Raw genomic sequence first — 22,511 nt, 5'->3', positions numbered from 1 at the left:
CCTTGAAGTGGGAGTGATGAGAGAGATCCGGCACCCCGGCGTCCTTGCCGTGGTCCTGAAGAGGGCCGGGACTAGCGCTTGGACTTGGGGTCGAGTGCGTCACGCACCGAGTCGCCGAGCAGGTTGAACGCGAGGACGAAGATCACCATGGACAGGCCCGGGAAGAGCATGAACGTGATGTCCTCGGTGTAGAAACCCGCGCCCCGTGCGATCATGACGCCCCAGTCCGGAGTCGGGTCGATGATGCCGACTCCGAGGAAGGCGAGACCCGCCTCAGCGGTCACGTACGCCGGAAGCATCAGCGTGCTCTGGATGATGATGGGCGTCCACAGGTTGGGCAGCAGCTCCTTGAAGACGATACGCCCCGGTGACGCACCCGTGACCTTCGCGGCCTCGACGAACTCCCGCTCACGCAGGCCCAGTACCTGGCCGCGCAGCAGTCGGGCGATGGACGCCCACCCGAAGGCGGCGAGGACGATGATCAGAGCTGTGGCCCGCAGCCAGGTCGGGATCTCCTCATCAGGGGCGACGAAGAGTCCGAACACGACCGGCATGAAGGCGATGAAGAATAGCGTGGACGGGAACGAGAGCAGGATGTCGATGACCCGGCCCACGAGGTAGTCCGTCTTGCCGCCGAGATAGCCAGCGGTGGTGCCGATGACCACACCGACGACCACGGTGATCACGGTGGCGGCGAGCGCGATGCCAAGCGAGTTGCGGATCGCGTAGAGCAGGAAGGTGAAGACGTCACGCCCCAGCTGGGGCTCGATGCCGAACCAGAACTCGGAGCTGATGCCACCGTTCGGACCGGCCGGGTACGCGAACGGGTTCAGCAGTTCGGGGCGCTGGCTGGCGTACGTCGTGTACGGGTCCTTGCCGTAGAGCTTGGCTATGAGCGGAGCGGCGATGGCGGTCACGAAGAAGAAGCCCACGATGCACGCCGATATGACGCCCGTGCGGTCCCGCTTGAAACGGTTCCACGCCAGCCGTCCGGGGGAGCGGCCCTCGCTGCCCTTATGGGTGGAGGGCATGGGTGACTTCTCGACGCTCTCGTCGGTCACCTCAAGCGGGGCAGCCGCTGATGGAGTTGGGGGGGTCATGGTGCTCCTGGCCCAAGGGAGGGTCTGATGACTCCGCAGGGCACTCCCCTACGGGCTACGCGGGACTTTTTCAACGTAATTCATTCAAGGTCAATAAATTCTGGTCTGCCTTGGTCTTCTCTTTACTTTCTTTGCCTGGACTTGACCGTACCGTAGCTACGCGTGTAGCGCGCCGTAATCCTCCCGTGTCCAAATTCGGGCTAACTGCGCGAATCGGGCAACGAGTTCGATATCCGGTCGCCTGGGTGTCGGAATGCGTACATCTTGGGATCACAATCCAACGGTTCGGCATCGGATGGCGGTGATCCGTTGCACGCCGTGCCGGAGATCCATTGTGACCTGCGCAGTAGATCCTTTTCGACCCCCCAGCAGGAACCTGCTGTCTGTCGCCGCCACTCTTGCGCCATCCCCCGAATAGCCCCCTGTCTGCCGTCCGTTGGGCGCGGTCCGTGTGCGTTGTGAGCCTTTTGAGTTGATATTGACCGTTAACGGATCAGGTGGATGGGGCAGATCAGCGCTCATGTGCCGACGGCACGGCGCTCAGGTAAAAGCGCGGCAATGGAGGAGGCGTCCATGCGTGGAGCCACGCACGCCCGATGGACCGCATGCGCGGTGGCGCTGACACTCGCGGCGACGGCCTGCGGCGGCGGAAACGGCGATGGCGGTGCCGGCGGTGCGGTGCTCAGCGCCTCGTGGTCGGACCCGCAGAACCCGCTGGAGCCGGCCAACACCAACGAGGTCCAGGGCGGAAAGGTCCTCGACATGATCTTCCGCGGTCTGAAGCGGTACGACCCCCGGACCGCCCAGGCGCGGGACATGCTGGCGCAGAGCATCGAGACGCCGGACTCGCAGAACTTCAAGATCACCCTCAAGCCCGGCTGGACGTTCAGCAATGGCGAGAAAGTGACGTCCAGATCCTTCGTCGACGCCTGGAACTACGGCGCGAGCCTGAAGAACAAGCAGAAGGCCGCCGAGTTCTTCAAGTACATCGACGGCTATGCCGACGTCCACCCGGAGACGGGCCCGCAGACCGCCGACACCCTCTCGGGGCTGAAGGTCGTCGACGACCGCACCTTCACCGTGCGGCTCAGCCAGAAGTTCTCGTCGTTCCCCGACACCCTCGGCTACGCCGTCTTCGCGCCCCTGCCCCGGGCCTTCTTCGACGACCACGCGGCCTGGCTGGCGAAACCGATCGGCAACGGGCCGTACACCATCGCGTCGTACACCAAGGGCGCGCAGATGTCCCTCACCAAGTGGCAGGGCTATCCCGGCGAGGACAAGGCCCGCAACGACGGGGTGACGCTGCTGGTCTACACCGACCCCAACACCGCCTACACCGACCTCCTGGCCGGCAACCTGGACCTCACCGACGACATCCCCGCCGCTCAGCTCAAGAACGCCCCGAGCGACCTCGGCGGCCGGTTCCTCAACCAGCCCGCCGGCATCATCCAGACGATCGCCTTCCCCTACTACGACAAGGAGTGGGGCAAGACCGGCATGGACAAGGTCCGCAAGGGGCTGTCCATGGCCATCGACCGCGACGGGATCACCGGGACGATCTATCGGAAGACGCGGGTCCCCGCCACGGACTGGACCTCGCCGGTACTGGGTGTGGCGGGCGGCGACAAGAGGGGACTGTGCGGCGAGTGGTGCACCTACGATCCCGTGCGGGCCAAGAGGCTGATCCAGGAGGGTGGGGGACTGCCCGGCGGACAGGTGAGGATCGCATACAACGCGGACTCCGGATCGCACAAACAGTGGGTCGACGCCGTCTGCAACTCCATCAACAACGTCCTTGACGACGACAGGGCCTGTGCCGGCAGCCCGGTCGGCACCTTCGCCGACTACCGCAACAAGACCACCCGACAGAAGCTGAGCGGCCCCTTCCGGGCGGGCTGGCAGATGGACTACCCGCTCATCCAGAACTTCCTGCAGCCGCTCTACTACACGAACGCCCCCTCCAACGACGGCAAGTGGTCCAACAAGGAGTTCGACACGCTCGTCGACCAGGCCAACGCCGAGACCGACCCCGCCAAGGCCGTCGCCCTGTTCCAGAAGGCCGAGCAGGTCGTCCGGGACGACATGGCCGCCATTCCGCTCTGGTACCAGAACGGCACCGGCGGCTACGCGGAACGCCTCTCCAATGTCCGGCTCAACCCGTTCTCCGTGCCGGTCTACACCGACATCAAGGTCGGCTGACCGCCATGGGACGGTACGTCGTCCGGCGTCTGGTGCAGATGGTCCCGGTGTTCATCGGGGCGACGCTGCTGATCTTCCTGATGGTGAACGTGATGGGCGACCCCGTCGCCGGCCTGTGCGGCGAACGGGCCTGCGATCCGGCGACGACCGCCCAGCTGAAGAAGGAGTTCGGCCTCGACCGGCCGGTCTGGCAGCAGTACCTCACCTACATGGGGAACGTCCTCGGCGGAGACTTCGGCACGGCGTTCAACGGCCAGCCGGTCACCGAGCTGATGTCGACGGCGTTCCCGGTCACCGTCCGGCTGACGATCGTCGCGATCCTCATCGAGATCGCCGTCGGCGTCACCCTGGGCGTGGTCACCGGTCTGCGCCGGGGCCGCCCCGTCGACACCGGCGTCCTGCTGGGCACCCTCGTCGTGATCTCCGTCCCTACCTTCGTCACCGGTCTGCTGCTGCAACTGCTGCTCGGCGTCCAGTGGGGCTGGATCAAACCGTCCGTCTCCTCCGAGGCGACCTTCGGCGAGCTGATCGTGCCGGGCCTGGTGCTGGCCTCCGTCTCCCTGGCCTACGTCACCCGCCTCACCCGCACCTCGATCGCCGAGAACAGGCGCTCCGACTACGTCCGCACGGCCGTGGCCAAGGGCCTGCCCCGCCGCCGGGTCGTCACCCGGCACCTGCTGCGCAACTCCCTCATCCCCGTGGTCACCTTCATCGGCGCCGACATCGGATTCCTGATGGGCGGCGCGATCGTCACCGAGCGCATCTTCAACATCCACGGCGTCGGCTTCCAGCTCTACCAGGGCATCCTCCGCCAGAACACCCAGACCGTCGTCGGCTTCGTGACCGTCCTCGTCCTGGTCTTCCTCGTGGCCAACCTGCTCGTCGACCTCCTGTACGCCGTACTCGACCCGAGGATCCGCTATGCCTGAACCGCCTCCGTACGAAGCCGAGGACGCGATCGCCGGCACGGGCGCGGGAGGTGCGGCGGACCTGGCCACGGCCGAGGGCGAGACCCTGGACAAGCCCCCGGACGTCCCGCCGGGCACGAGCCCGGCCGAGCGGGATTCATCAGCCGCCTCCGGCGAACGGGCCCGCTCCCTGTGGTCCGACGCCTGGCGAGACCTGCGCCGCGACCCGGTCTTCATCGTCTCCGCCCTGATCATCGTGTTCCTGGTCTTCATCTCCCTGTGGCCCTCGGCCATCGCCTCCGGCAGCCCCCTCAAGTGCGACCTCGCCAAGGCCCAGGAGGGCTCCCAGCCCGGCCACCCCTTCGGCTTCGACGGCCAGGGCTGCGACGTCTACACACGCGTCGTCTACGGCGCCCGTACGTCCGTCACGGTCGGCGTCCTGGCCACGCTCGGCGTCGCCCTCCTCGGCAGCGTGCTCGGCGGTCTGGCCGGCTTCTTCGGCGGGACCTGGGACTCGATCCTGTCCCGGATCACCGACATCTTCTTCGCCATCCCCGTCGTCCTCGGCGGCCTGGTCCTCCTCTCCGTGGTGACCAGCAACACCGTCTGGCCGGTGATCGGCTTCATGGTCCTGCTCGGCTGGCCGCAGATCTCCCGCATCGCCCGCGGCTCGGTGATCACCGCCAGACAGAACGACTACGTCCAGGCCGCCCGGGCCCTCGGCGCCACCAACTCCCGCCTCCTGCTGCGCCACATCACCCCGAACGCGGTCGCCCCGGTGATCGTCGTCGCGACCATCGCGCTCGGCACGTACATCGCACTGGAGGCGACCCTGTCCTACCTGGGCGTCGGCCTGAAACCGCCGACCGTCTCCTGGGGCATCGACATCTCCGCCGCCTCCCCCTACATCCGCAACGCCCCGCACGCCCTGCTCTGGCCCTCGGGCGCCCTCGCCCTCACCGTCCTGGCCTTCATCATGCTCGGCGACGCGGTCCGCGACGCCCTCGACCCGAAGCTGAGGTGAGCGCCGGATGCTGCTCGAAGTACGCGACCTGCACGTGGAGTTCCGTACCCGGGACGGGATCGCCCGGGCCGTCAACGGCGTCAGCTACGGCGTGGACGCGGGCGAGACCCTCGCCGTGCTCGGGGAGTCGGGGTCCGGGAAGTCCGTCACCGCGCAGGCCGTCATGGGGATCCTGGACACGCCGCCGGGACGGATCACCGGCGGCGAGATCCACTTCCAGGGCCGGGACCTGCTCACCCTCAAGGAGGACGAGCGCAGGAAGGTCCGGGGCGCCGAGATGGCGATGATCTTCCAGGACGCCCTGTCCTCCCTGAACCCCGTGCTGTCGGTCGGCGACCAGCTCGGCGAGATGTTCGTCGTCCACCGGGGCATGTCGCGCAGGGACGCGCGGGCCAAGGCCGTGGAGCTGATGGACCACGTTCGCATCCCGGCCGCCAAGGAGCGGGTCAGGGACTACCCGCACCAGTTCTCCGGCGGCATGCGCCAGCGCATCATGATCGCGATGGCGCTCGCCCTCGAACCGGCGCTCATCATCGCCGACGAGCCCACCACCGCCCTCGACGTCACGGTCCAGGCCCAGGTCATGGACCTGCTCGCGGAGTTGCGGCGCGAGTACCGCATGGGCCTCATTCTCATCACCCACGACCTCGGCGTGGTCGCCGACGTCGCCGACCGCATCGCCGTCATGTACGCCGGCCGGATCGTCGAGTCGGCCCCCGTCCACGACATCTACAAGGCCCCCGCCCACCCCTACACCCGTGGCCTGCTCGACTCCATCCCGCGCCTGGACCAGAAGGGCCGGGAGCTCTACGCCATCAAGGGCCTGCCGCCCAACCTCCTGCACATCCCGCCGGGCTGCGCCTTCAACCCGCGCTGCCCGATGGCCCAGGACGTGTGCCGCACGGACGTACCGCCCCGGTACGACGTCGACGGGTCGGAGGCCGATGAGTCGGGGGCGGACCGCACGAGCGCATGCCACTTCTGGCGGGAGTGCCTGCATGGCTGAGCCGATTCTCGAGGTCAGCGGGCTGTACAAGCACTACCCGCTCACCCGGGGCATCCTGTTCAAGAAGCAGGTCGGGTCGGTGAAGGCCGTCGACGGCGTCGACTTCACCCTCGGCAGGGGCGAAACCCTGGGCATCGTCGGGGAGTCCGGCTGCGGCAAGTCCACCGTCGCCAAGCTGCTGGTCAACCTGGAGCGGCCGACCGAGGGCCGGATCCGCTACAAGGGCGAGGACATCTCCCGGCTGTCGGGCAGAGCCCTGCGGGCGGTCCGCCGCAACATCCAGATGGTGTTCCAGGACCCGTACACCTCCCTCAACCCGCGCATGACCGTCGGCGACATCATCGGAGAGCCGTACGAGATCCACCCGGAGGTGGCTCCGAAGGGCGACCGGCGCAGAAGGGTCCAGGACCTCCTCGACGTCGTCGGCCTCAACCCGGAGTACATCAACCGCTACCCGCACCAGTTCTCCGGCGGCCAGCGCCAGCGCATCGGCATCGCCCGCGGGCTGGCCCTGCGCCCCGAGGTGATCGTCGCCGACGAGCCGGTGTCCGCGCTGGACGTGTCGGTCCAGGCGCAGGTGATCAACCTGCTGGACCGGCTCCAGAGCGAGTTCGACCTCGCCTACCTCTTCATCGCCCACGACCTGTCGATCGTCCGTCACATCTCCGACCGGGTCGGCGTCATGTACCTCGGCCGCATCGTGGAGATCGGCAGGGACGAGGAGATCTACGACCATCCGACCCACCCCTACACCCAGGCCCTGCTCTCCGCGGTCCCCGTCCCGGACCCGGCGGCGCGGGAGCAGCGGACGCGGATCATCCTGACCGGCGACGTCCCGTCCCCGACGAACATCCCCTCCGGCTGCCGCTTTCGCACCCGCTGCTGGAAGGCGCGGGAACGCTGCGCGGTGGAGGTGCCGGAGCTGGCCGTTCCGGTGCGGTTCGCGCTCACCGGCGGGCCCGCAGCACACGACTCGGCGTGCCACTTCGCAGGGGACGATCATGGAAGCGAGGTCCCATAGCCGCACATTCACACATCAACCGCGTTAACACGCAGGCAACTTCGCTGACCCGATTCCGATATACGGACGCGTCAGTCTGAACAGCGTACGGCCGTGCGGGTGCCGTAAACGGGCCGGGAGCGCCATGTCTCCCGGCCCGTTGCCCCTTTTTGCGCCTAAACCGGCGCCGCTCTCGCGGACCTGGCTGGTGCTTCGTCGTGGTTCCTCAATTGATGGTTGCGGCGCTCAGTGGAGTGTCACCGCTCAGCCAGTCCGAGAGCGCGCCGGAGGAAGTCCACTTGGAGGAGCAGGAGGTTTTCCGCGACCTGTTCCTGCGGGGTCATGTGGGTGACGCCCGACAGGGGCAGCACCTCGTGGGGGCGGCCCGCCGCCAGCAGGGCGGAGGACAGCCGCAGCGCGTGGGCGACGACCACGTTGTCGTCGGCCAGGCCGTGCACGATCATCAGCGGGCGGTGCGGCTCGGCGGGGGAGGAGAGCCCCTCGTCGGTGACGAGTGAGCTCTTCGCGTACGCCTCCGGCGAGGTGGCCGGGTCGCCGAGGTACCGCTCGGTGTAGTGGGTGTCGTAGAGCCGCCAGTCGGTGACCGGCGCGCCCGCGATGCCCGCGTGGAACACATCGGGGCGGCGCAGCACCGCCAGGCCCGCGAGCCAGCCGCCGTAGGACCAGCCGCGGATCGCCACCCGGGACAGGTCGAGGGGATACCTCTTGGCCAGGTCCTGAAGCGCCTCGATCTGGTCGTCGAGGCTGACCGTGAAGTCGTGGTGGATCGCCTTCTCCCAGCCGGGGGAGCGGCCCGGCGTGCCCCGCCCGTCGGCGACGACCACCGCGAAGCCCTGGTCGGCGAACCACTGCGAGGTCAGATGCGCGTTGTGCGCGGCGAGGACGCGGGGCCCGTGCGGGCCGCCGTAGGGGTCCAGGAGGACGGGCAGGGGGGCGGCGGCGCCGGACGAGGCGTCACCGGGGTAGTCCGTAGGCATAAGCACGGCGCACGGGATCCGTCGTGCGCCCCCCTCGGTGAGGATCACGCGGGGAGACAGACCGGGATCGTCCGCATACGACCGAACCGTCGCCCCCGGCTTCCCGTCCCGCAGCACCCGCGCCACGCTCCCCGGCCGGTCCGGCGTCGCCGACACCAGCACCGTCACGTTCCCCGCGCGCACCGCCGAGTGCACGCCGGGCTCCTGGGAGAGCCGCTCCACGCCGAGCTCGTTCACCCGGTAGACATGCACCTCGCCGATCTCCGGCACGGCCGCGCCCTCCCCGGCCGAGGCGGAGACCAGCACGTCGTCGGCCGTGACGTCCAGCACCGCCCGCACATGCAACTGGGCTCCCGTGAGCGGACGTTCGCCCACGGTGAGGACCCGGGCGCCGCCCTCGTCGGCGATCCGGACCAACTGCCCCGAGGGACTCCAGCACGGCACCCCGGGGAAAAGATCCAGCCAAATCAGATCTTCGTCGGCATGCACCATCCGGGTCGTCCCGGAGTCGGTGTCCACCGCCAGGAACAGCTGACTCCGCTGGTTGCGCGCTTGTACGAGCAGCAGCGGCGCCCCCGCCCCTGACCAGTGCACTCGCGCCAGATACGGGTACCGCGCACGGTCCCAGACGACCTCCGTGCGCACCCCGTCGAGGCCGAGCACGAACAGCCGTACGTCAGCGTTGGCCGTCCCGGCAGCCGGATAGGGCACGTGTTGTGGGTCACGTTTCGGCTGGGCCGGATCCGAGATCCACCACCGCTCCACCGGCGTGTCGTCCACCCGCGTGACCAGCAGTCGGTCCGACTCCGGAGCCCACCAGAACCCGCGCGAACGCCCCATCTCCTCGGCCGCGATGAACTCGGCCAATCCATAGGAGACCGTGTCCGATTCCGGTTCCGCCACCGCCCGGTCGTCCTCGCCCTCGGCCCCCACCACCCGCAGGGCGCCCCCGGCGACGTACGCGACGAGCCGGCCGTCGGGGGACGGCCGGGGGTCGATCACCGGCCCGGGAACGCTGATCTCGCGCGCCGTCCCGGCCCGCAGCTCAGCCGTGAAAAGCCGACCTGACAAGGCGAAAGACGCCAACTCGACAGCCTCGTCGGTGGCATAGCCGACGATCCCCGCACCCCCCTCGCGACTGCGTTCGCGACGCGCCCGCTCCTCGGGCGAGAGGTCCTCGGAGGCGCCGCCGAGGAGGGCGGCCGGGTCGGCGGCGGGGCGTTCCGTCCCGTCCGCCGGATCGAGCACCCACAGGGAGTTCGCCCGTTTCGTCCCGGAGTCGGAGCGCAGGAACACGACGCGGGAGCCGTCGGGAGCGACGGTGAACGAACGCGGCGCGCCGAGCGTGAAACGCTGGGTGCGGGCGTGCCGGCGGGGGAAGGAGTCGGACTCGGTCGTCATGGCCCGACCATATTGGCCATGCGACCCCCTTGTGCGGCTGTGCGCCGCGAGATGCGCACCCACACATAGTTATGATCACTAGCGCTGTGTGGGTATGAACCTGCTGGCTGATGTATGGATTTACAAGTTCCCTTGTTCTGTTTTTGCCCCCACGTTCCCGGGTTCTTGGAGGTGAGCCGCCGTGGCACTCTCGATTTCGGCGGTGGTGCTGCTGGCGATCATCGTCTTCTTGCTGGTCAAGAAGTCAGGCCTGAAGGGCGGTCACGCGGTTGTCTGCATCCTGCTCGGCTTCTACCTGGCCTCCTCGACGATCGCACCGACGATCAGCGACCTGACGACGAGCGTGGCGAGCATGATCAGCAGCATCAAGTTCTGACGCGGGCGAACACGTGGGTTCCGGTGGTCGGTTGACCGGAGCTCGACGCCGGTCGCCATGTTCCGCGCCTTCCCCGCGCCCAGGTCCGTAAGCTTGACGGATCTGGGACAAGTGCAGGGCTTGAGCGGGGGCACGTGAACGGACACAACGCTGACGATCGGCTGCGGGAGCTGGCGAAGGCCTCGCCCAACTTCGGGCGTCTGTACGGCTACCAGCCCCTCCTCGCCATCTACGGCTCACAGGCAGAGCTCACCGTCCTGACCAACCCGAACGCCGCCTACGTGAGCGCCGGGCAGTTCGGTGAGGTGCTGGCCGAGGAGTTCGTCACCCGCACCGGCACGCGGGTCGAGGGCACCACCCAGTTCGACCGCCTCAACGCGCTCACGCGGGCGGGCGTACTCGTCGGCTGGAGCCGTCAGGCGTTCGACCAGTTGCGCCGGGGCCGCAACGACGCCGCGCACAACCACCTCTTCGACACGACGAAGGCCCTCGAAGCGCTGAAGCTGTGCTGGCAGTTGGGGGACCTCTTCGACCGGGCCATGGGCGGTACGCGCACAGTGTCCGCGTTCGTCCCGCCGACGCTCCCGGCCGATGTGCCGTCCGTCGACCCCGAGGAGATCGCGGAGCTTCAGGAAGCGCTGGAAGGGCATCGCCGTGCGCTGGCCGAGTCGCGAGTCAAGCTCTCCGAGACCAGCGACCGCCTTGAGGCGGAGCGGCGTGCACGTGCCGAGGCCGAAGCGCTCATCGCCAGCACGCAGCAGTCGAAGTCCGCGTACGCCGCCCAGGTCGAAGAGCTGCGGGCCCAGGTCGCCGACCTGCGTGCAGCTCACCAGCAGCAGTACGACCGCGAGCGGCTCCAGCCCCGCAAGGTCGCTTCCGCCGCCCGCGAGGCCATCGTCGAACGCGCGCAACGCCCCGCCCCGCTCAACGAGGTGCAGGCGCGGAAGAAGATCGACGCGATGCTCACCAAGGCGGGCTGGCTGATCCAGAGCAAGTCCGAGGCCAACCCGCTGGCGGGCAAGGGCGTCGCCATCGAAGAGTTCACGTTGGCCACCGGCCGCGCCGACTACGTCCTCTACGTCGACGGGAAGATCGTCGGCGTCATCGAGGCCAAGCGCGAGGGCACCGCGCTCGCCGGCGCCCTTGCCCAGAACGAGCGGTACGCGGCCGGGGTGCTCAAGGAGCACGCGATGGCTGTCTGGCGCCGGGAGGAACCCTTCGCGTTCCGCTACGTCAGCACGGGCGCGGAGACGTACTTCCTGAACCGCGTCGACCCCGAAGCGCGCTCCCGCGAGGTCTTCGCCTTCCATCGCCCCGAGACCATCGCCGCGTGGATGAAGCGGGCGGACGAGGAGCCGGGCACGCCGACCTTCCGCGCCGCCCTCCGCACGAGCATGCCGCTTCTGGAGACCCACGGCCTGCGCATGGCCCAGGTCGAGGCCATCACGGGCCTGGAGAGCTCTCTGGCCGTCGACCGGCCGCGTGCCCTCATCCAGATGGCGACGGGCGCGGGCAAGACGTTCACGGCCGTCACGGAGACTTACCGCCTGCTGCGCCATGCGGGCGCCCGCAGGGTCCTCTTCCTCGTCGACCGCAACAACCTCGGCCGTCAGGCCCACGCGGAGTTCGACAAGTACCGCACGCCCGACGAGAACCGGAAGCTCACCGACCTCTACAACGTGGACATGCTGGGCCGCAGCGGGCTCCAGGACACGTCCGCCGTCGTGATCTCCACGATCCAGCGGATGTACGCGCTGCTCAAGGGCGAGGAGCTGGCGGACGGGCCGGAGACGGACGAGCCGGAGTCGAACGAGGCAGCCGCCGACTCGGGTGAGGAAAAGAAGGTCTCGAACCTGGACGAGACCTACGCGGCGGACGAGCCGGTCACGGTCGAGTACAACCCCGACGTCCCGATCGAGTCCTTCGACGTGATCGTCATCGACGAGTGCCACCGCTCCATCTACGGCCTGTGGCGCGGCGTCCTGGAGTACTTCGACGCCCATCTGGTCGGCCTCACGGCCACGCCCACCCGCCAGACCAAGGGCTTCTTCGACAACAACATGGTGTCGAAGTACACGTTCGAGCAGGCCGTGGCCGACGGCGTCAACGTCGACTTCGACATCGTGCGCCTGAACACGACCCTGCGGGAGGACGGTGGTGCGAAGATCGAGGCGGGCACGACCGTACGCATCCGTGACCGGCAGACGCGCGCTCAGCGTTACGAGGAGCTCGACGAGGACTTCGAGTACACGACTGCGCAGCTCGGCCGCACGGTGATCACCGCAGACGAGATCCGGGCTGTCCTGACGACGTACAGGAACAACTGGGAGCGGTGGTTCCCGGGGCGTGCGGACCTCCCCAAGACCCTGGTCTTCGCGGCGGGCGACGACCACGCGGAGGAAGTGCTGAAGCAGGTCAAGGAGGTCTTCGGCCGGGGCGACGCCTTCGCGAAGAAGATCACGTACCGATCGCGGCAGAACGGGGACGACCCCGACGCGCTCATCAACGACCTGCGCAACTCGCCCAGGCTGCGGGTGGCGGTGACGGTCGACATGATCGCCACGGGTACGGACGTGAAGCCGCTGGAGTGCGTGATCTTCCTCCGGTCGATCAAGAGCCCGGTCCTCTTCGAGCAGATGAAGGGCCGGGGCGCCCGCTCGATCGACGCGGACGAGCTGAAGGCGGTGACGCCGGACGCCGCGCCCGACCTGACGAAGGACCGTTTCGTCCTGATCGACGCGGTGGGCGTCACGGACTCCCCGTTGGTGGACGCCCGGCCGCTTATCCCGGCGGGGGAGAAGAGCGTCTCGCTCGCGAAACTCCTCGACAAGGCGGGGACGCTGTCGCTGACGGCGGACGAGGCGGAGACGCTGGCGCGTCGCCTGGCCCGCATCGAGCGGCAGCTCGGCGATGAGGAGAAGGGCCTCTTGGCCCAGACCTCCGGGGGCGTCAGCCTGGCCGACCTGTCGCGCCGGATCACCGACGCGGTGGACGTGGACACCCAGGACCGAGCCCGCCACGAGGGTGGCCCCGAGCTGGCCAAGAAGCTGGTCCAGGACGCGGTGGCCCCGCTGACCGCCAACCCGGAACTGCGCAAGCTGATCCTTGAGATCCGCCACCAGCAGGACCTGACCTACGACGAGACAACCGAGGTCGGGATCACCGAAATGCGGGAGATACCGCGCTCGGAGCGGGCTCGCAAGGAGCTGGCTGAATGGAACTCGCTGCTTGAGCGGGAGCAGCGGGACGAGAACGCGGCGATTCGCGTGGCGCTCGGTAGCGGGGCTCGTGTCAGTCCGCGCGAGGCGAGGGACGCGCTGAAAGAACTGGCAGGCAGGATCCGCGCGACCAACCGTTCCTGGACGACGGGTGTCCTGTGGGACCACTACGACCAGCTGGGCAAGGCGGCGGCCAGCCCCGGCAAGGAGGCCGGCCTCGGCGACCTGATCCGGCTCATCCGCTTCGAGCTCGGCGCGGACGACGAGCTGCGCCCGTACCGTACGGTGGTCGAGGAGCGCTTCGAGGGCTGGCTGCTGCGGCAGTCGCAGGCGGGCGTGGAGTTCACCGAGGAGCAGGTGTGGTGGCTGGAGCGGATAAAGGACGCCGTCGTCAACGACATCGGCATCGAGCCGGGTGACTTCGGGCACGCGCCATTCACTGAGCGTGGCGGAGGCCGGGGCTTCATGAAGGCGTTCGGGGACAAGGACAAGGCGTTGGAACTGTTGGATGAGCTGAATCAGGAACTGGCTTGAGTGTGAGCGTGGATGGGGAGAGGCAGCTTCCGCATGGGTGGTTCTGGAGCACCCTAGAAAACCTGCTTGCGTGCGAACCGCGCGCCATAACGGATGGACCATTCGGCTCGAACCTGAAATCGGCCCACTACACGGACTCTGGCGCTCGCGTCATCCGGCTCCAGAATGTCGGTGACGGGGAGTTCCGTGATGAGCGTGCGTACATCAGCCTTGAACACTTCGAGACGCTACGAGCCCATGAGGCCATTGCAGGGGACTTGCTCCTTGCTTCGCTGGGAGAGACGTTGCCGCGCGTCGCTATTCTCCCGAAGCTCGATGAACCCGCAATCGTGAAGGCTGACGTTATTCGCGCGAGGCTGCACCGAGAAGTTCTGACCAAGTGGGTTTACTACACCCTGCTTGCGCCGCAGACGCGGGCTTATGCCGGTGCGCTGATCAAGGGGGTTGGGCGACCTCGCTTGGGCATGGCTGCGATGAAGGCCATTCCGATCCCTGTGCCGCCGCTGGCGGAGCAGCACCGCATCGTCGAGGTCCTCGAAGAGCAGCTGTCGCGTTTGGAGGCAGCCCGGCATAGCCTGCTTCGTGTAGAGAGCATGTTGCCGCGCCATAGCAGAGCTCTCAACACCGCAGGCAGCCTTGGGCGCCTTGCCGTTCTTGCTGCAAGTGAGAGTCGCGTAGATCTTGCGGACATTGAGCGCCAGCGGCGGGCTGCTTGGACAGAACAGTTCGGGCAGCGGAAGTATAAGGAGCCCGTTGAGAAAGACGGTGACTTTCTGCTCGAGGTTCCGGATGGCTGGTGTGTAGCGAGCCTTGAGCAAGTCACGAATCCAGTACGCATCATTCGGTATGGAATCCTGAAGCCTAAGGTTCGCGGCCAAGGTGTTGTGCCGTATGTTGAAGTAAGAGACCTGGCTGGCTGCTCGTTGGTCGGCAAGACCCTCAATCGAACGACAACTGAATTGGATGAGCAGTTTTCCGGAGCGAGAACCAAGCCTCGTGACTTGCTAATCGCGGTGAGGGGTTCCTATGAGCGCTCCGCCGTGGTGCCTCCAGAGCTGGATGGAGCGAACATCAGTCGAGATGTTGCTCGAATCGCACCGCTCCAATTTTTGCTTCCCGAGTTCCTTCAGATCTATCTGCAGAGTGAGGCTGCTCAGCGATATTTGAAGGAGAAAGCGCGGGGGGTGGCTGTGAAGGGGGTGAATATTTCAGCTCTGCGAGCTATGCCTGTTCCCGTCCCTCCGATGAACGTGCAGCGCACGCTCGTCGAGGAAGTGCAGGACCAAGACAGCATTGCGAGCGCAGTTTCCATGCAGGTGCAGCGTGCCCAGAGGCGGGCGCGTTCGCTCCGGTCGGCCTTGCTGCGCACGGCGTTCGCCGGGGACTTGGTTCCGCAGGATCCTACGGACGAACCCGCCTCTGCTCTGCTCTCTCGCATCGCCGCCGAAAGAGCAGCGCAACCCAAAGCCAAGAGCACCCGCAAGCCCGCGGACAGGAAGGCGGCTGTACCGCGACCCGCCGCACCCGCTGACCCCGCCCCAGAGCCCACCCCCGCCCCCGCCCTCGCCGTACAGCAGGAGTTCGACCTGTGACCGCCCCAGACAACCAGCAGGCCGTGAGCGAGTCGGGCGTGAAGACGGCCAAGGCCGTTGCGCAGACGAACACGCTCGTCTCGAAGCTCTGGAACTACTGCAACGTCCTCCGTGACAACGGCATGTCCACCATCGAGTACGTTGAGCAGCTTTCCTACCTGCTCTTCCTCAAGATGGTCGACGAGATCGAGAACGACCCGTGGGACGGCCAGGACATGAGTGCCATCGTGCCCGCCGACTACAACTGGAAGTCACTTGTCGGCAAGCGCGGTACCGCCCTGGAGCAGCACTACCAGGCCACACTCCTACATCTTCGCAGCAAGCCCGACACAACCATCGGCACGATCTTTGCCGATGCCCAGAACCGGATCACCAAACCGGCCCTCCTGGAGAAGCTGGTCGTCGAACTGATCGGCCGCGAGGACTGGGCCATGACCGGCACGGACCTCAAGGGCGACGCCTACGAGGGCCTGCTCAACAAGGGCGCTTCGGACACCAAGACCGGTGCCGGCCAGTACTTCACCCCCCGTGCCCTCATCGATGCCATGATCGACGTCGTCCAGCCCGGGCCGGACGACACCATCACGGACCCGGCCTGTGGCACCGGCGGCTTCCTCATCGCCGCGTACTCCTACATTCGCGACCATCACATGAAGAAGATGTCGCTGGACGAGCGGAAGGCCTACGACGAGGGTCGCAAGATCTGGGGCAACGAACTCGTCACCGCCACTGCCCGCCTCGCCGCGATGAACATGCTTCTCCACGGCATCGGCAAGAGCGACGGCCCGAGCCTCATCGATGTAGGCGACGCCCTCGCCGACAAGCCCAGCGGCAAGCACGCCACGCTAGTCCTCGCGAACCCGCCCTTCGGCCGTAAGTCGGCGATCACGGTCATCGGCCAGGACGGCGAGGTCGAGCGCGAGGACATTCAGTACGACCGCGACGACTTCACCGCGACGACCACGAACAAGCAGCTGAACTTCCTCCAGCACATCATGTCGCTCACGGCGGTCAACGGTCGCGCCGCCGTAGTACTGCCCGACAACGTCCTCTTCGAGGGCGGGGCTGGTGAGAAGGTCCGTCGCAAGCTGCTCGACGAGTTCGACCTACACACGATCCTGCGGCTGCCGACTGGCATCTTCTACGCCGGCGGCGTCAAGGCCAACGTCCTCTTCTTCGACAAGAAGCCCCCGCGCGCCGACGGCAAGCCACTCACCACCGAGACCTGGATCTACGACTTCCGGACCGGCCAGCACTTCACGCTCAAGCAGCGCCCGCTGACCCGTGCCCACCTCGATGACTTCGTGACGGCCTACGGAGTCGGCGAGCCCCGGTCGGCCCGCGTGGAGTCCGAGGACGAGAACGGGCCGTTCAAGAAGTTCAGCTACGAGGAACTGATTGCCCGCGACAAGGTCAACCTCGACATCACGTGGATGAAGGATCCCGCTCTCGACGACGCCGACAGTGGTCTGCCGCCCGAGGCCATCGCCGAGGAGATCGTTCGAGATCTCCAGTCCGCGCTGATCGAGTTCACGGCCATCGCCCGCTCCCTGGGCGGCGAGGTCGACGTGCCGGAGGCCGAGGTCGAGTAGCCCGTCAGCCCTCGGACGCGTACGGCACGAAGTCGGCCCAGGCCTCCGGCGAGAGCTGGAGGCGGGGGCCGGCGGTGTGCTTGGAGTCGCGGACGTGGATCGCGCTGGGGGTGGTTGCGACCTCGACGCAGTCGTTCGGATTGTTGCTGTCGCTATAGCTGCTCTTGAACCACGCCAGCTCGGCGGCGTCCTCAGCAGCGGCCTTGCGGATCATGTTTCTCCCACCATTTGCTCGATGAAGGCCAGTGACTCCCGTGCGGTCAGAGCCTCGGCCCGGATGATGCCATAGCGCAGTTCGAGGATCCGGAGCTGCCTGGGGTCGGAGACGGGGCGTCCATTGAACTCGTCGTCCATGCGCCCAACCGCCGTGCCATCCCAGAACTTCAGAACCTGTACTCGCCCTCCCATTCCAGGGTGGTCCCAGCGGTCCATCGGCATCACCTGAATTTCGACGTTCCGCAACTGAGCCACCTCCAGCAGGTGTTCGAGTTGCTGGCGCCACACCATCTTGCCGCCGACCGGGCGCCTCAGTGTCGTCTCTTCCAGGACGAAGCTGAGTTCAGGAGCTGGTGATCGATCGTAGATCGTCTTTCGGGCCATGCGCGCCGCCACTGCCTGCTCCAGCTGGTCTTCCGGGTTCACCGGCCGTCGAGTCCTGAGCAACGCCCAGGCGTACTCCTTTGTCTGAAGCAGGCCATGCAGGTTGTGATTGCCGTACGAGAGCAGCTCTACGGCCTTCGCCTCCAGCTCCGCCAAGTCACGCACCTTCTTCGGATACCGGACCTTCTCCACGTCCTCCTTCATCGCTGCCAGCAGCCCACCCGCCGCCAGCACCTCGTCCGCCTTGTCCAGGAACTCCGGCCGGGGGATCCGCTTGCCGCTCTCCAGCTTGTAGATCATGTCCTCGCCGTACCCGACGGCTTCACCGAACTTGCCCGCCCGCATTCCCACTGCCTCGCGGCGCAGCTTCAACTGCCGCCCGACCGTGGCGACGATCGCGAGCCCCCACTCGTCGTCCGGGTCCACCTCCCAACCCGGTTCGTCCGCCTCGCCCTTGAGGTGTACCGCCTCGTCGTCCACCTGTGTCATTCCGCACCCCTCCGTCGTACGAACGTGCCGCGACGCCCTTGCCCGCACGGTGGTCCAAGACAGCCCGCACACGTCCGGACAGCGCCGGACAGTCACCGTACGCAACAGCGTCGTCACTGTTCACGGTAAGTGGATGCGGCCACTCTGGGTGACGTGATCCAAGAATCCGCTGCCCCCGAGGTCCGATCCGACCGCCCCGTCCGTGACTTCAGCGTGCGGCTGTCTCCCACGCCCCGCGGGGCCCGCCTCGGCCGTCTGCTCGCCGCTGAGCAACTGCGCTCCTGGGGAATCCCGTTGGACCCGGCACGTCAGATCGTCGCGGAACTGTCGGCGAACGCGGCCATCCACGGCCGTGTTCCCGGCCGGGACTTCCGCCTCGACCTGTACGTCATCGCGAACGCCCTGCGCATCGAGGTGACCGACACTCACGGTGATCGTCTGCCGTGTCTCCAGGGCCTCACCCCGGACGCCGAGTCCGGTCGGGGACTGGTCCTCGTCGAGGCGCTCGCCGACCGCTGGGGCGTGACCCCCGGACTGCGTCCGCGCAAAACGGTCTGGGCCGAGCTGAGGCTCGCACCGGAACCCGATGGCCCATGCCCCGGTGCGAGCGGCGGTCTTTCCCAAGGCACCTGACGGGGGAGAAAGAGCCCACCGAGCCACACCCCGACGCCCACCGCTCTCGCCCACGGCCTGCCCCCAAGGGTTCTCGCTAGGGCGGGAGAGCCGTGGCCCCCGCCTGGCCGAAACCCATACGCACCGTTGAACGGGCCTGCGAAGGCCCAGAAGATGGTCATGAGCGCCCCACCTCACCGATCCACGAGGGACCGGGCGGATGGCGCGGTGCCGGCGTTTCGGGGCCGGTGGAACGGGGGCTGAGCGGTGCTGGTGGCTGGCGACGCGATCGTGAGCGGTGTCCGATGAGGAACCGGATGCAGGTCGCGCTCCAGGTCATGCTGGCGCTGGTCGCCTGCTTACTCGGGATCGCCACCAACTACGCGACCAGCACCGACAAGGCTCCCTGGGCACTGGAGGCCATTCAGCGGTTCTCCGTTCCGGCCATCGGCGTGCTGATCGTGGCGCTTGTGGTCGGGCAGGTCGTCGTCTACCGGCTGGAGAATCCCGCACCGCCCCGGATCGAGTGGCCGCGTGAGCGGGTTCCCTACCCGGGCCTCGACGCGTTCGATGAGGACGAGGCCGCCGTCTACTTCGGCCGGGAGGCACAGGCTGCCGAACTGACTCGCAGGCTGCACGCCACCGCGACCCGCCCCGCGGAACGGTTCCTCGTGCTGGTCGGGGCGTCCGGGAGCGGTAAGTCCTCGCTGGTCAGAGCGGGGGTGATGCCCCGGCTTCGGGAACGTCGCTGGACCGTCGTCCCGGCCTTCGCCCCTGGCCCCAACCCGCTGGGCGCCCTCGCGGGGGCGCTGGCGGCCACCGCCGACGAGCAGGAACCGGCGAGCACCATACTGCGCAGGCTGCGCCAGGGGCCGGACGCGCTGCGAGCCGAGCTGACGCGGCTGCGCGGCGGCAGGTTCCGCCGGATACTGCTCGTGGTCGACCAGTTCGAGGAGGTCGTCACCCTCGCGGGGGAGCGTGAACGAGCCCAGTTCCTCGCAGCGCTGCGCACCTGCGTGGAACAGGATCCGGCGGTCCGCGTACTGGTCACTGTCCGGGTGGATCTGCTCGGACGGCTCCTCGGCACCGGACACGCGGAACTTCTTCAACACCCCGTTGCAATCGGCACGTTGGGCCGAGCACAGCTCGCCGAAGTCGTGGAGCGACCCGGGGCCCTCGTCGGCCTCAGCTTTGAGCCTGGGGTCGTCGACACCATCGTGAGCGAGACCGGGACGGACGATGCCCTGCCGTTGCTCGCCTACCTCCTCCAGGAGCTGTACTTCGCCTCCGGACCTGGCGGGAGGGTGACCGAGGACCTGTACCGGCGGCTCGGCGGAGTGGCGGGCGCGCTGGCGCGCCAGGCGGACAACACCGTGACCGGGCTCGGTACGGGCGTGGGCATCGACTTCGTCCTCCGCGTCCTGCTCAGGTTCGTCACGGTCGAGGGCCAGGACGTGGCCCGCCGTCATGTGCCGCTGTCCGAACTCGACGAGCGGGACCGTCAGGTCGTCGATGCCTTCGTCGAGGCACGGTTGCTGCGCACCGACGTCTCGGGCGGCGACTCCGCAACCAGCGGCGAGCCCTGGGCGCAGGTGACGCATGAGGCCCTGTTCCGCCAGTGGGCCCCGCTGCGGCAGGAGGTCGAGGCACGGACTGAACGACTACGCGAGCGCGCCGAACTCGAGCGGTGGGCGGCCGACTGGGAGCGGGCCGGACGCAGCGACGACTATCTCCTGACAGGCGAACGCCTCACGGCGGCCCGGCGCTGGCTCGAGGCGCTGGAGGAATCCGGGCAGGCATCCGCACCCGCCCGCGGCCTCGTCGAATCCTCGCAGCGCCGCGACCTGACCTTCCTGAGCCGGGTCTCTGACAGCATCGGCCGACACGTTCTCCTGAGCGCGGAGAGCGAACCGGAGCGCTCCCTGCTGCTCTCACTCGCAGCGCTCGGGGAGTGCGCGCCCACGCCCTCGGCCAGGCGGGGGCTGATGGCGGCGCTGGCGGCAAGTCACCTCCGCTCCCGGCTCGACGGACACACGGACACCGTCCGGCACATCGCCTGGTCACCGGACGGGCGCATGCTGGCCACAGCGTCCAGGGACGGCACGGCCCGCGTTCACGACGCGCGGTCCGGCCGCACACTTCTGGTGCTGCCGTGCGACGGCGTCATGGTCGAGTCCGTCGCCTGGTCACCGGACTCGGCGAGAGTGGCAACCGCCGGCCGCGAGCGTGTCGTACGGATCTGGGATGCGGCCTCGGGGGAGCCGGTCCGGCTGCTCACCGGCGCCGGAGACCTCAACAGGCAGGTGGCCTGGTCGCCGGACGGCCGACAGATCGCGGCAAGCTCCAAGGACCGGATCGTAAGGGTCTGGGAGGCCGATACAGGGCGGCTCGTGCACGAACTGCGTGGGCACGGCGAGGACGTGTGGGGTGTGGCGTGGGCGCCGGACGGCAGCCGCCTCGCCTCCGCCTCACACGACCAGACCGCGATCGTGTGGGACCTGACGACCGGGACGGCTACCACCACGCTCACCGGGCACTCGGACTTCGTCGAGGGCATCGCCTGGTCGCCGGACGGACGACACATCGCCACCGGCTCCGGGGACCACACCGCCCGGATCTGGGACGCCGTGACCGGCGACCTGCGCCTGTTGCTGCGAGGACACACCGACTACGTGTGGAACCTGGCCTGGTCGCCGGACGGGCGAATGCTGGCCAGTGCCTCCTCCGACCGCACCGTGCGCATCGTCGGCACCGAGGACGCCAAGGTCCTGGCCGTGCTGCGTGGCCACGCCGACACCGTGTGGGGCGTCGCCTGGTCACCCCGCGGGACCATGCTCGCCACCAGCTCCACCGACGGCACCGGCATGGTGTGGGACCTGCGCCCGCGTGGCGCCGAGGCCGTACTGGCCGACGGGCACCACGGCCCGGTGAACCAGGCCGCGTGGTCCGGCGACGGCGGCCGTTTCGCCACAGCCTCGGACGACGGCACCGTACGGGTGTGGGACGCGGTCACCGGCGTCCCGGCCGGTCCCGTGATCGAGTTGGAGGACCGGGTCTGGGCCGTCGCCTGGGCTCCGGAAGGGGAAAGGCTCGCTTTCAGCACCAACGACGGCCTGTTCCGGATCGTTGACGGACGCGGCGGCACGCTGTTCGAACGCCACGGAGAGGTTGTCGAGGGGTGCGCGTGGTCCCCGAACGGTGGCCGGATCGCCACCGGCGGCCACGACGGCACTGTGCGCGTCCTGTCCGCGCAGGACGGGGCCGAGTTGCTGAAGTTGACGGAACACCAGGACTGGGTGGGGCGCGTGGCCTGGTCGCCGAGCGGACGACTGCTCGCCAGTTGCTCCGACGACCGTACGTGCCGACTGTGGGACATCGGCGAGGGACGGCAGTTCACCGTGCTGCGCGGCCACGACAACTACGTGGAGGACGTGGCCTGGTCCCCGGACGAGACGAGGATCGTCACCGCTTCCGGCGACTGGACGGCCGCCGTGTGGGACGTCGTCACCGGACGGCGCGTCGAAGTGCTGAAGGGCCACGAGGGGCGGCTTCGGGCCGTCGCCTGGTCGCCCGACGGCCGGCACATCGCCACCGGTGCCGACGACCGCACCGTACGGGTGTGGTCTGCCATCACCCTTGAGGAGATCGCCGTCGTCGGTGTGCACCAGGACAAGGTGACCTCCGTGGCGTGGTCCCCGGACAGCACACGGCTGCTCACGGGATCGGCCGACGGGACGGCGCGGGTGTGGCAGGCGGAGCCGGACTACGACCGGTTGGAGGCCACAGCCCGAGGAAGGGTCTTCCGTACCCTCACCCAGGAGGAACGGGGACAGCACTTGCTACCGCTCGACCCGGCGTGACC

At 68.0% G+C, this 22,511-nt stretch carries 15 protein-coding genes; 11 read left to right on the top strand and 4 right to left on the bottom strand.

Annotated features, from left to right (window positions below):
* Positions 1-71 precede the first annotated feature (71 nt).
* Entirely contained in the window at positions 72-1,100 is a 1,029-nt protein-coding gene (locus ACZ5SK_RS31505; RefSeq protein ID WP_416071197.1) for an ABC transporter permease, read from the bottom strand.
* Positions 1,101-1,673: 573 nt separating this feature from the next.
* Between ACZ5SK_RS31505 and ACZ5SK_RS31500 the strand changes: the two genes are divergently transcribed.
* Genes ACZ5SK_RS31500 through ACZ5SK_RS31480 form a run of 5 tightly spaced genes read left to right on the top strand, consistent with a single transcriptional unit; the run spans position 1,674 to position 7,258 of the window.
* A complete protein-coding gene (locus tag ACZ5SK_RS31500; protein ID WP_334577452.1) occupies positions 1,674-3,299 on the top strand; it encodes a peptide ABC transporter substrate-binding protein in 1,626 nt (541 codons plus the stop codon).
* A 5-nt stretch (positions 3,300-3,304) separates the two neighbouring features.
* Positions 3,305-4,228 (top strand): ABC transporter permease, encoded by a 924-nt coding sequence (locus ACZ5SK_RS31495; RefSeq protein WP_334577451.1) that lies wholly within the window; start codon positions 3,305-3,307, stop codon positions 4,226-4,228.
* Positions 4,221-5,231: an ABC transporter permease gene (locus tag ACZ5SK_RS31490; RefSeq protein ID WP_334577450.1), complete on the top strand. Its 1,011-nt coding sequence runs from the start codon at positions 4,221-4,223 to the stop codon at positions 5,229-5,231. Before ACZ5SK_RS31495 ends, ACZ5SK_RS31490 begins: the two co-directional genes overlap by 8 nt.
* A 7-nt stretch (positions 5,232-5,238) precedes the next feature.
* Complete coding sequence (locus tag ACZ5SK_RS31485; protein ID WP_468156818.1) at positions 5,239-6,237, top strand: ABC transporter ATP-binding protein; 999 nt, start codon at positions 5,239-5,241, stop codon at positions 6,235-6,237.
* Positions 6,230-7,258, top strand: a complete 1,029-nt coding sequence (locus ACZ5SK_RS31480; protein WP_468416189.1) for an ABC transporter ATP-binding protein — start codon at positions 6,230-6,232, stop codon at positions 7,256-7,258. The genes ACZ5SK_RS31485 and ACZ5SK_RS31480 overlap by 8 nt, the downstream gene beginning before the upstream one ends.
* A 236-nt stretch (positions 7,259-7,494) precedes the next feature.
* Here ACZ5SK_RS31480 and ACZ5SK_RS31475 read toward each other — a convergent pair whose 3' ends face one another.
* The gene (locus tag ACZ5SK_RS31475) at positions 7,495-9,636 is read right to left on the bottom strand and encodes a S9 family peptidase (protein WP_468576754.1); all 2,142 of its coding nucleotides are present in this window, start codon (positions 9,634-9,636) and stop codon (positions 7,495-7,497) included.
* A 181-nt stretch (positions 9,637-9,817) separates the two neighbouring features.
* On the opposite strand from ACZ5SK_RS31475, the gene ACZ5SK_RS31470 reads away from it, so the two are divergent.
* The 4 genes from ACZ5SK_RS31470 to ACZ5SK_RS31455 all read left to right on the top strand — a co-directional run bounded on the left by ACZ5SK_RS31470 (position 9,818) and on the right by ACZ5SK_RS31455 (position 16,948).
* On the top strand, positions 9,818-10,012 hold the full coding sequence (locus tag ACZ5SK_RS31470) for a hypothetical protein (protein ID WP_319677061.1): 195 nt from the start codon (positions 9,818-9,820) through the stop codon (positions 10,010-10,012).
* A gap of 134 nt (positions 10,013-10,146) precedes the next feature.
* Positions 10,147-13,764 carry a type I restriction endonuclease subunit R gene (locus tag ACZ5SK_RS31465; protein ID WP_468156823.1) on the top strand — a complete coding sequence of 1,206 codons (3,618 nt, stop codon included), beginning with the start codon at positions 10,147-10,149 and terminating at the stop codon, positions 13,762-13,764.
* 2 nt (positions 13,765-13,766) lie between these two features.
* The gene (locus ACZ5SK_RS31460; RefSeq protein ID WP_468156855.1) at positions 13,767-15,356 is read left to right on the top strand and encodes a restriction endonuclease subunit S; all 1,590 of its coding nucleotides are present in this window, start codon (positions 13,767-13,769) and stop codon (positions 15,354-15,356) included.
* Complete coding sequence (locus ACZ5SK_RS31455; RefSeq protein WP_468156824.1) at positions 15,353-16,948, top strand: type I restriction-modification system subunit M; 1,596 nt, start codon at positions 15,353-15,355, stop codon at positions 16,946-16,948. Before ACZ5SK_RS31460 ends, ACZ5SK_RS31455 begins: the two co-directional genes overlap by 4 nt.
* A gap of 4 nt (positions 16,949-16,952) precedes the next feature.
* On the opposite strand, the gene ACZ5SK_RS31450 is transcribed toward ACZ5SK_RS31455, so the two are convergent.
* Together ACZ5SK_RS31450 and ACZ5SK_RS31445 are read right to left on the bottom strand one after the other, a co-directional pair.
* Positions 16,953-17,162 (bottom strand): DUF397 domain-containing protein, encoded by a 210-nt coding sequence (locus ACZ5SK_RS31450; protein WP_361701356.1) that lies wholly within the window; start codon positions 17,160-17,162, stop codon positions 16,953-16,955.
* Positions 17,159-18,037: a helix-turn-helix domain-containing protein gene (locus tag ACZ5SK_RS31445; RefSeq protein WP_468156826.1), complete on the bottom strand. Its 879-nt coding sequence runs from the start codon at positions 18,035-18,037 to the stop codon at positions 17,159-17,161. Before ACZ5SK_RS31445 ends, ACZ5SK_RS31450 begins: the two co-directional genes overlap by 4 nt.
* Positions 18,038-18,190: 153 nt before the next feature.
* Here ACZ5SK_RS31445 and ACZ5SK_RS31440 point away from each other — a divergent pair, with 153 nt between their 5' ends.
* Positions 18,191-18,670: an ATP-binding protein gene (locus tag ACZ5SK_RS31440; protein ID WP_468156827.1), complete on the top strand. Its 480-nt coding sequence runs from the start codon at positions 18,191-18,193 to the stop codon at positions 18,668-18,670.
* 296 nt (positions 18,671-18,966) lie between these two features.
* Positions 18,967-22,509: an nSTAND1 domain-containing NTPase gene (locus ACZ5SK_RS31435; RefSeq protein ID WP_468576753.1), complete on the top strand. Its 3,543-nt coding sequence runs from the start codon at positions 18,967-18,969 to the stop codon at positions 22,507-22,509.
* Positions 22,510-22,511: the final 2 nt, after the last annotated feature.

Source organism: Streptomyces sp. NPDC031474, assembly GCF_055581185.1.
The sequence above is the reverse complement of the archived record's forward strand: the minus strand, read 5'-3'. Positions and strand labels throughout refer to the sequence as shown.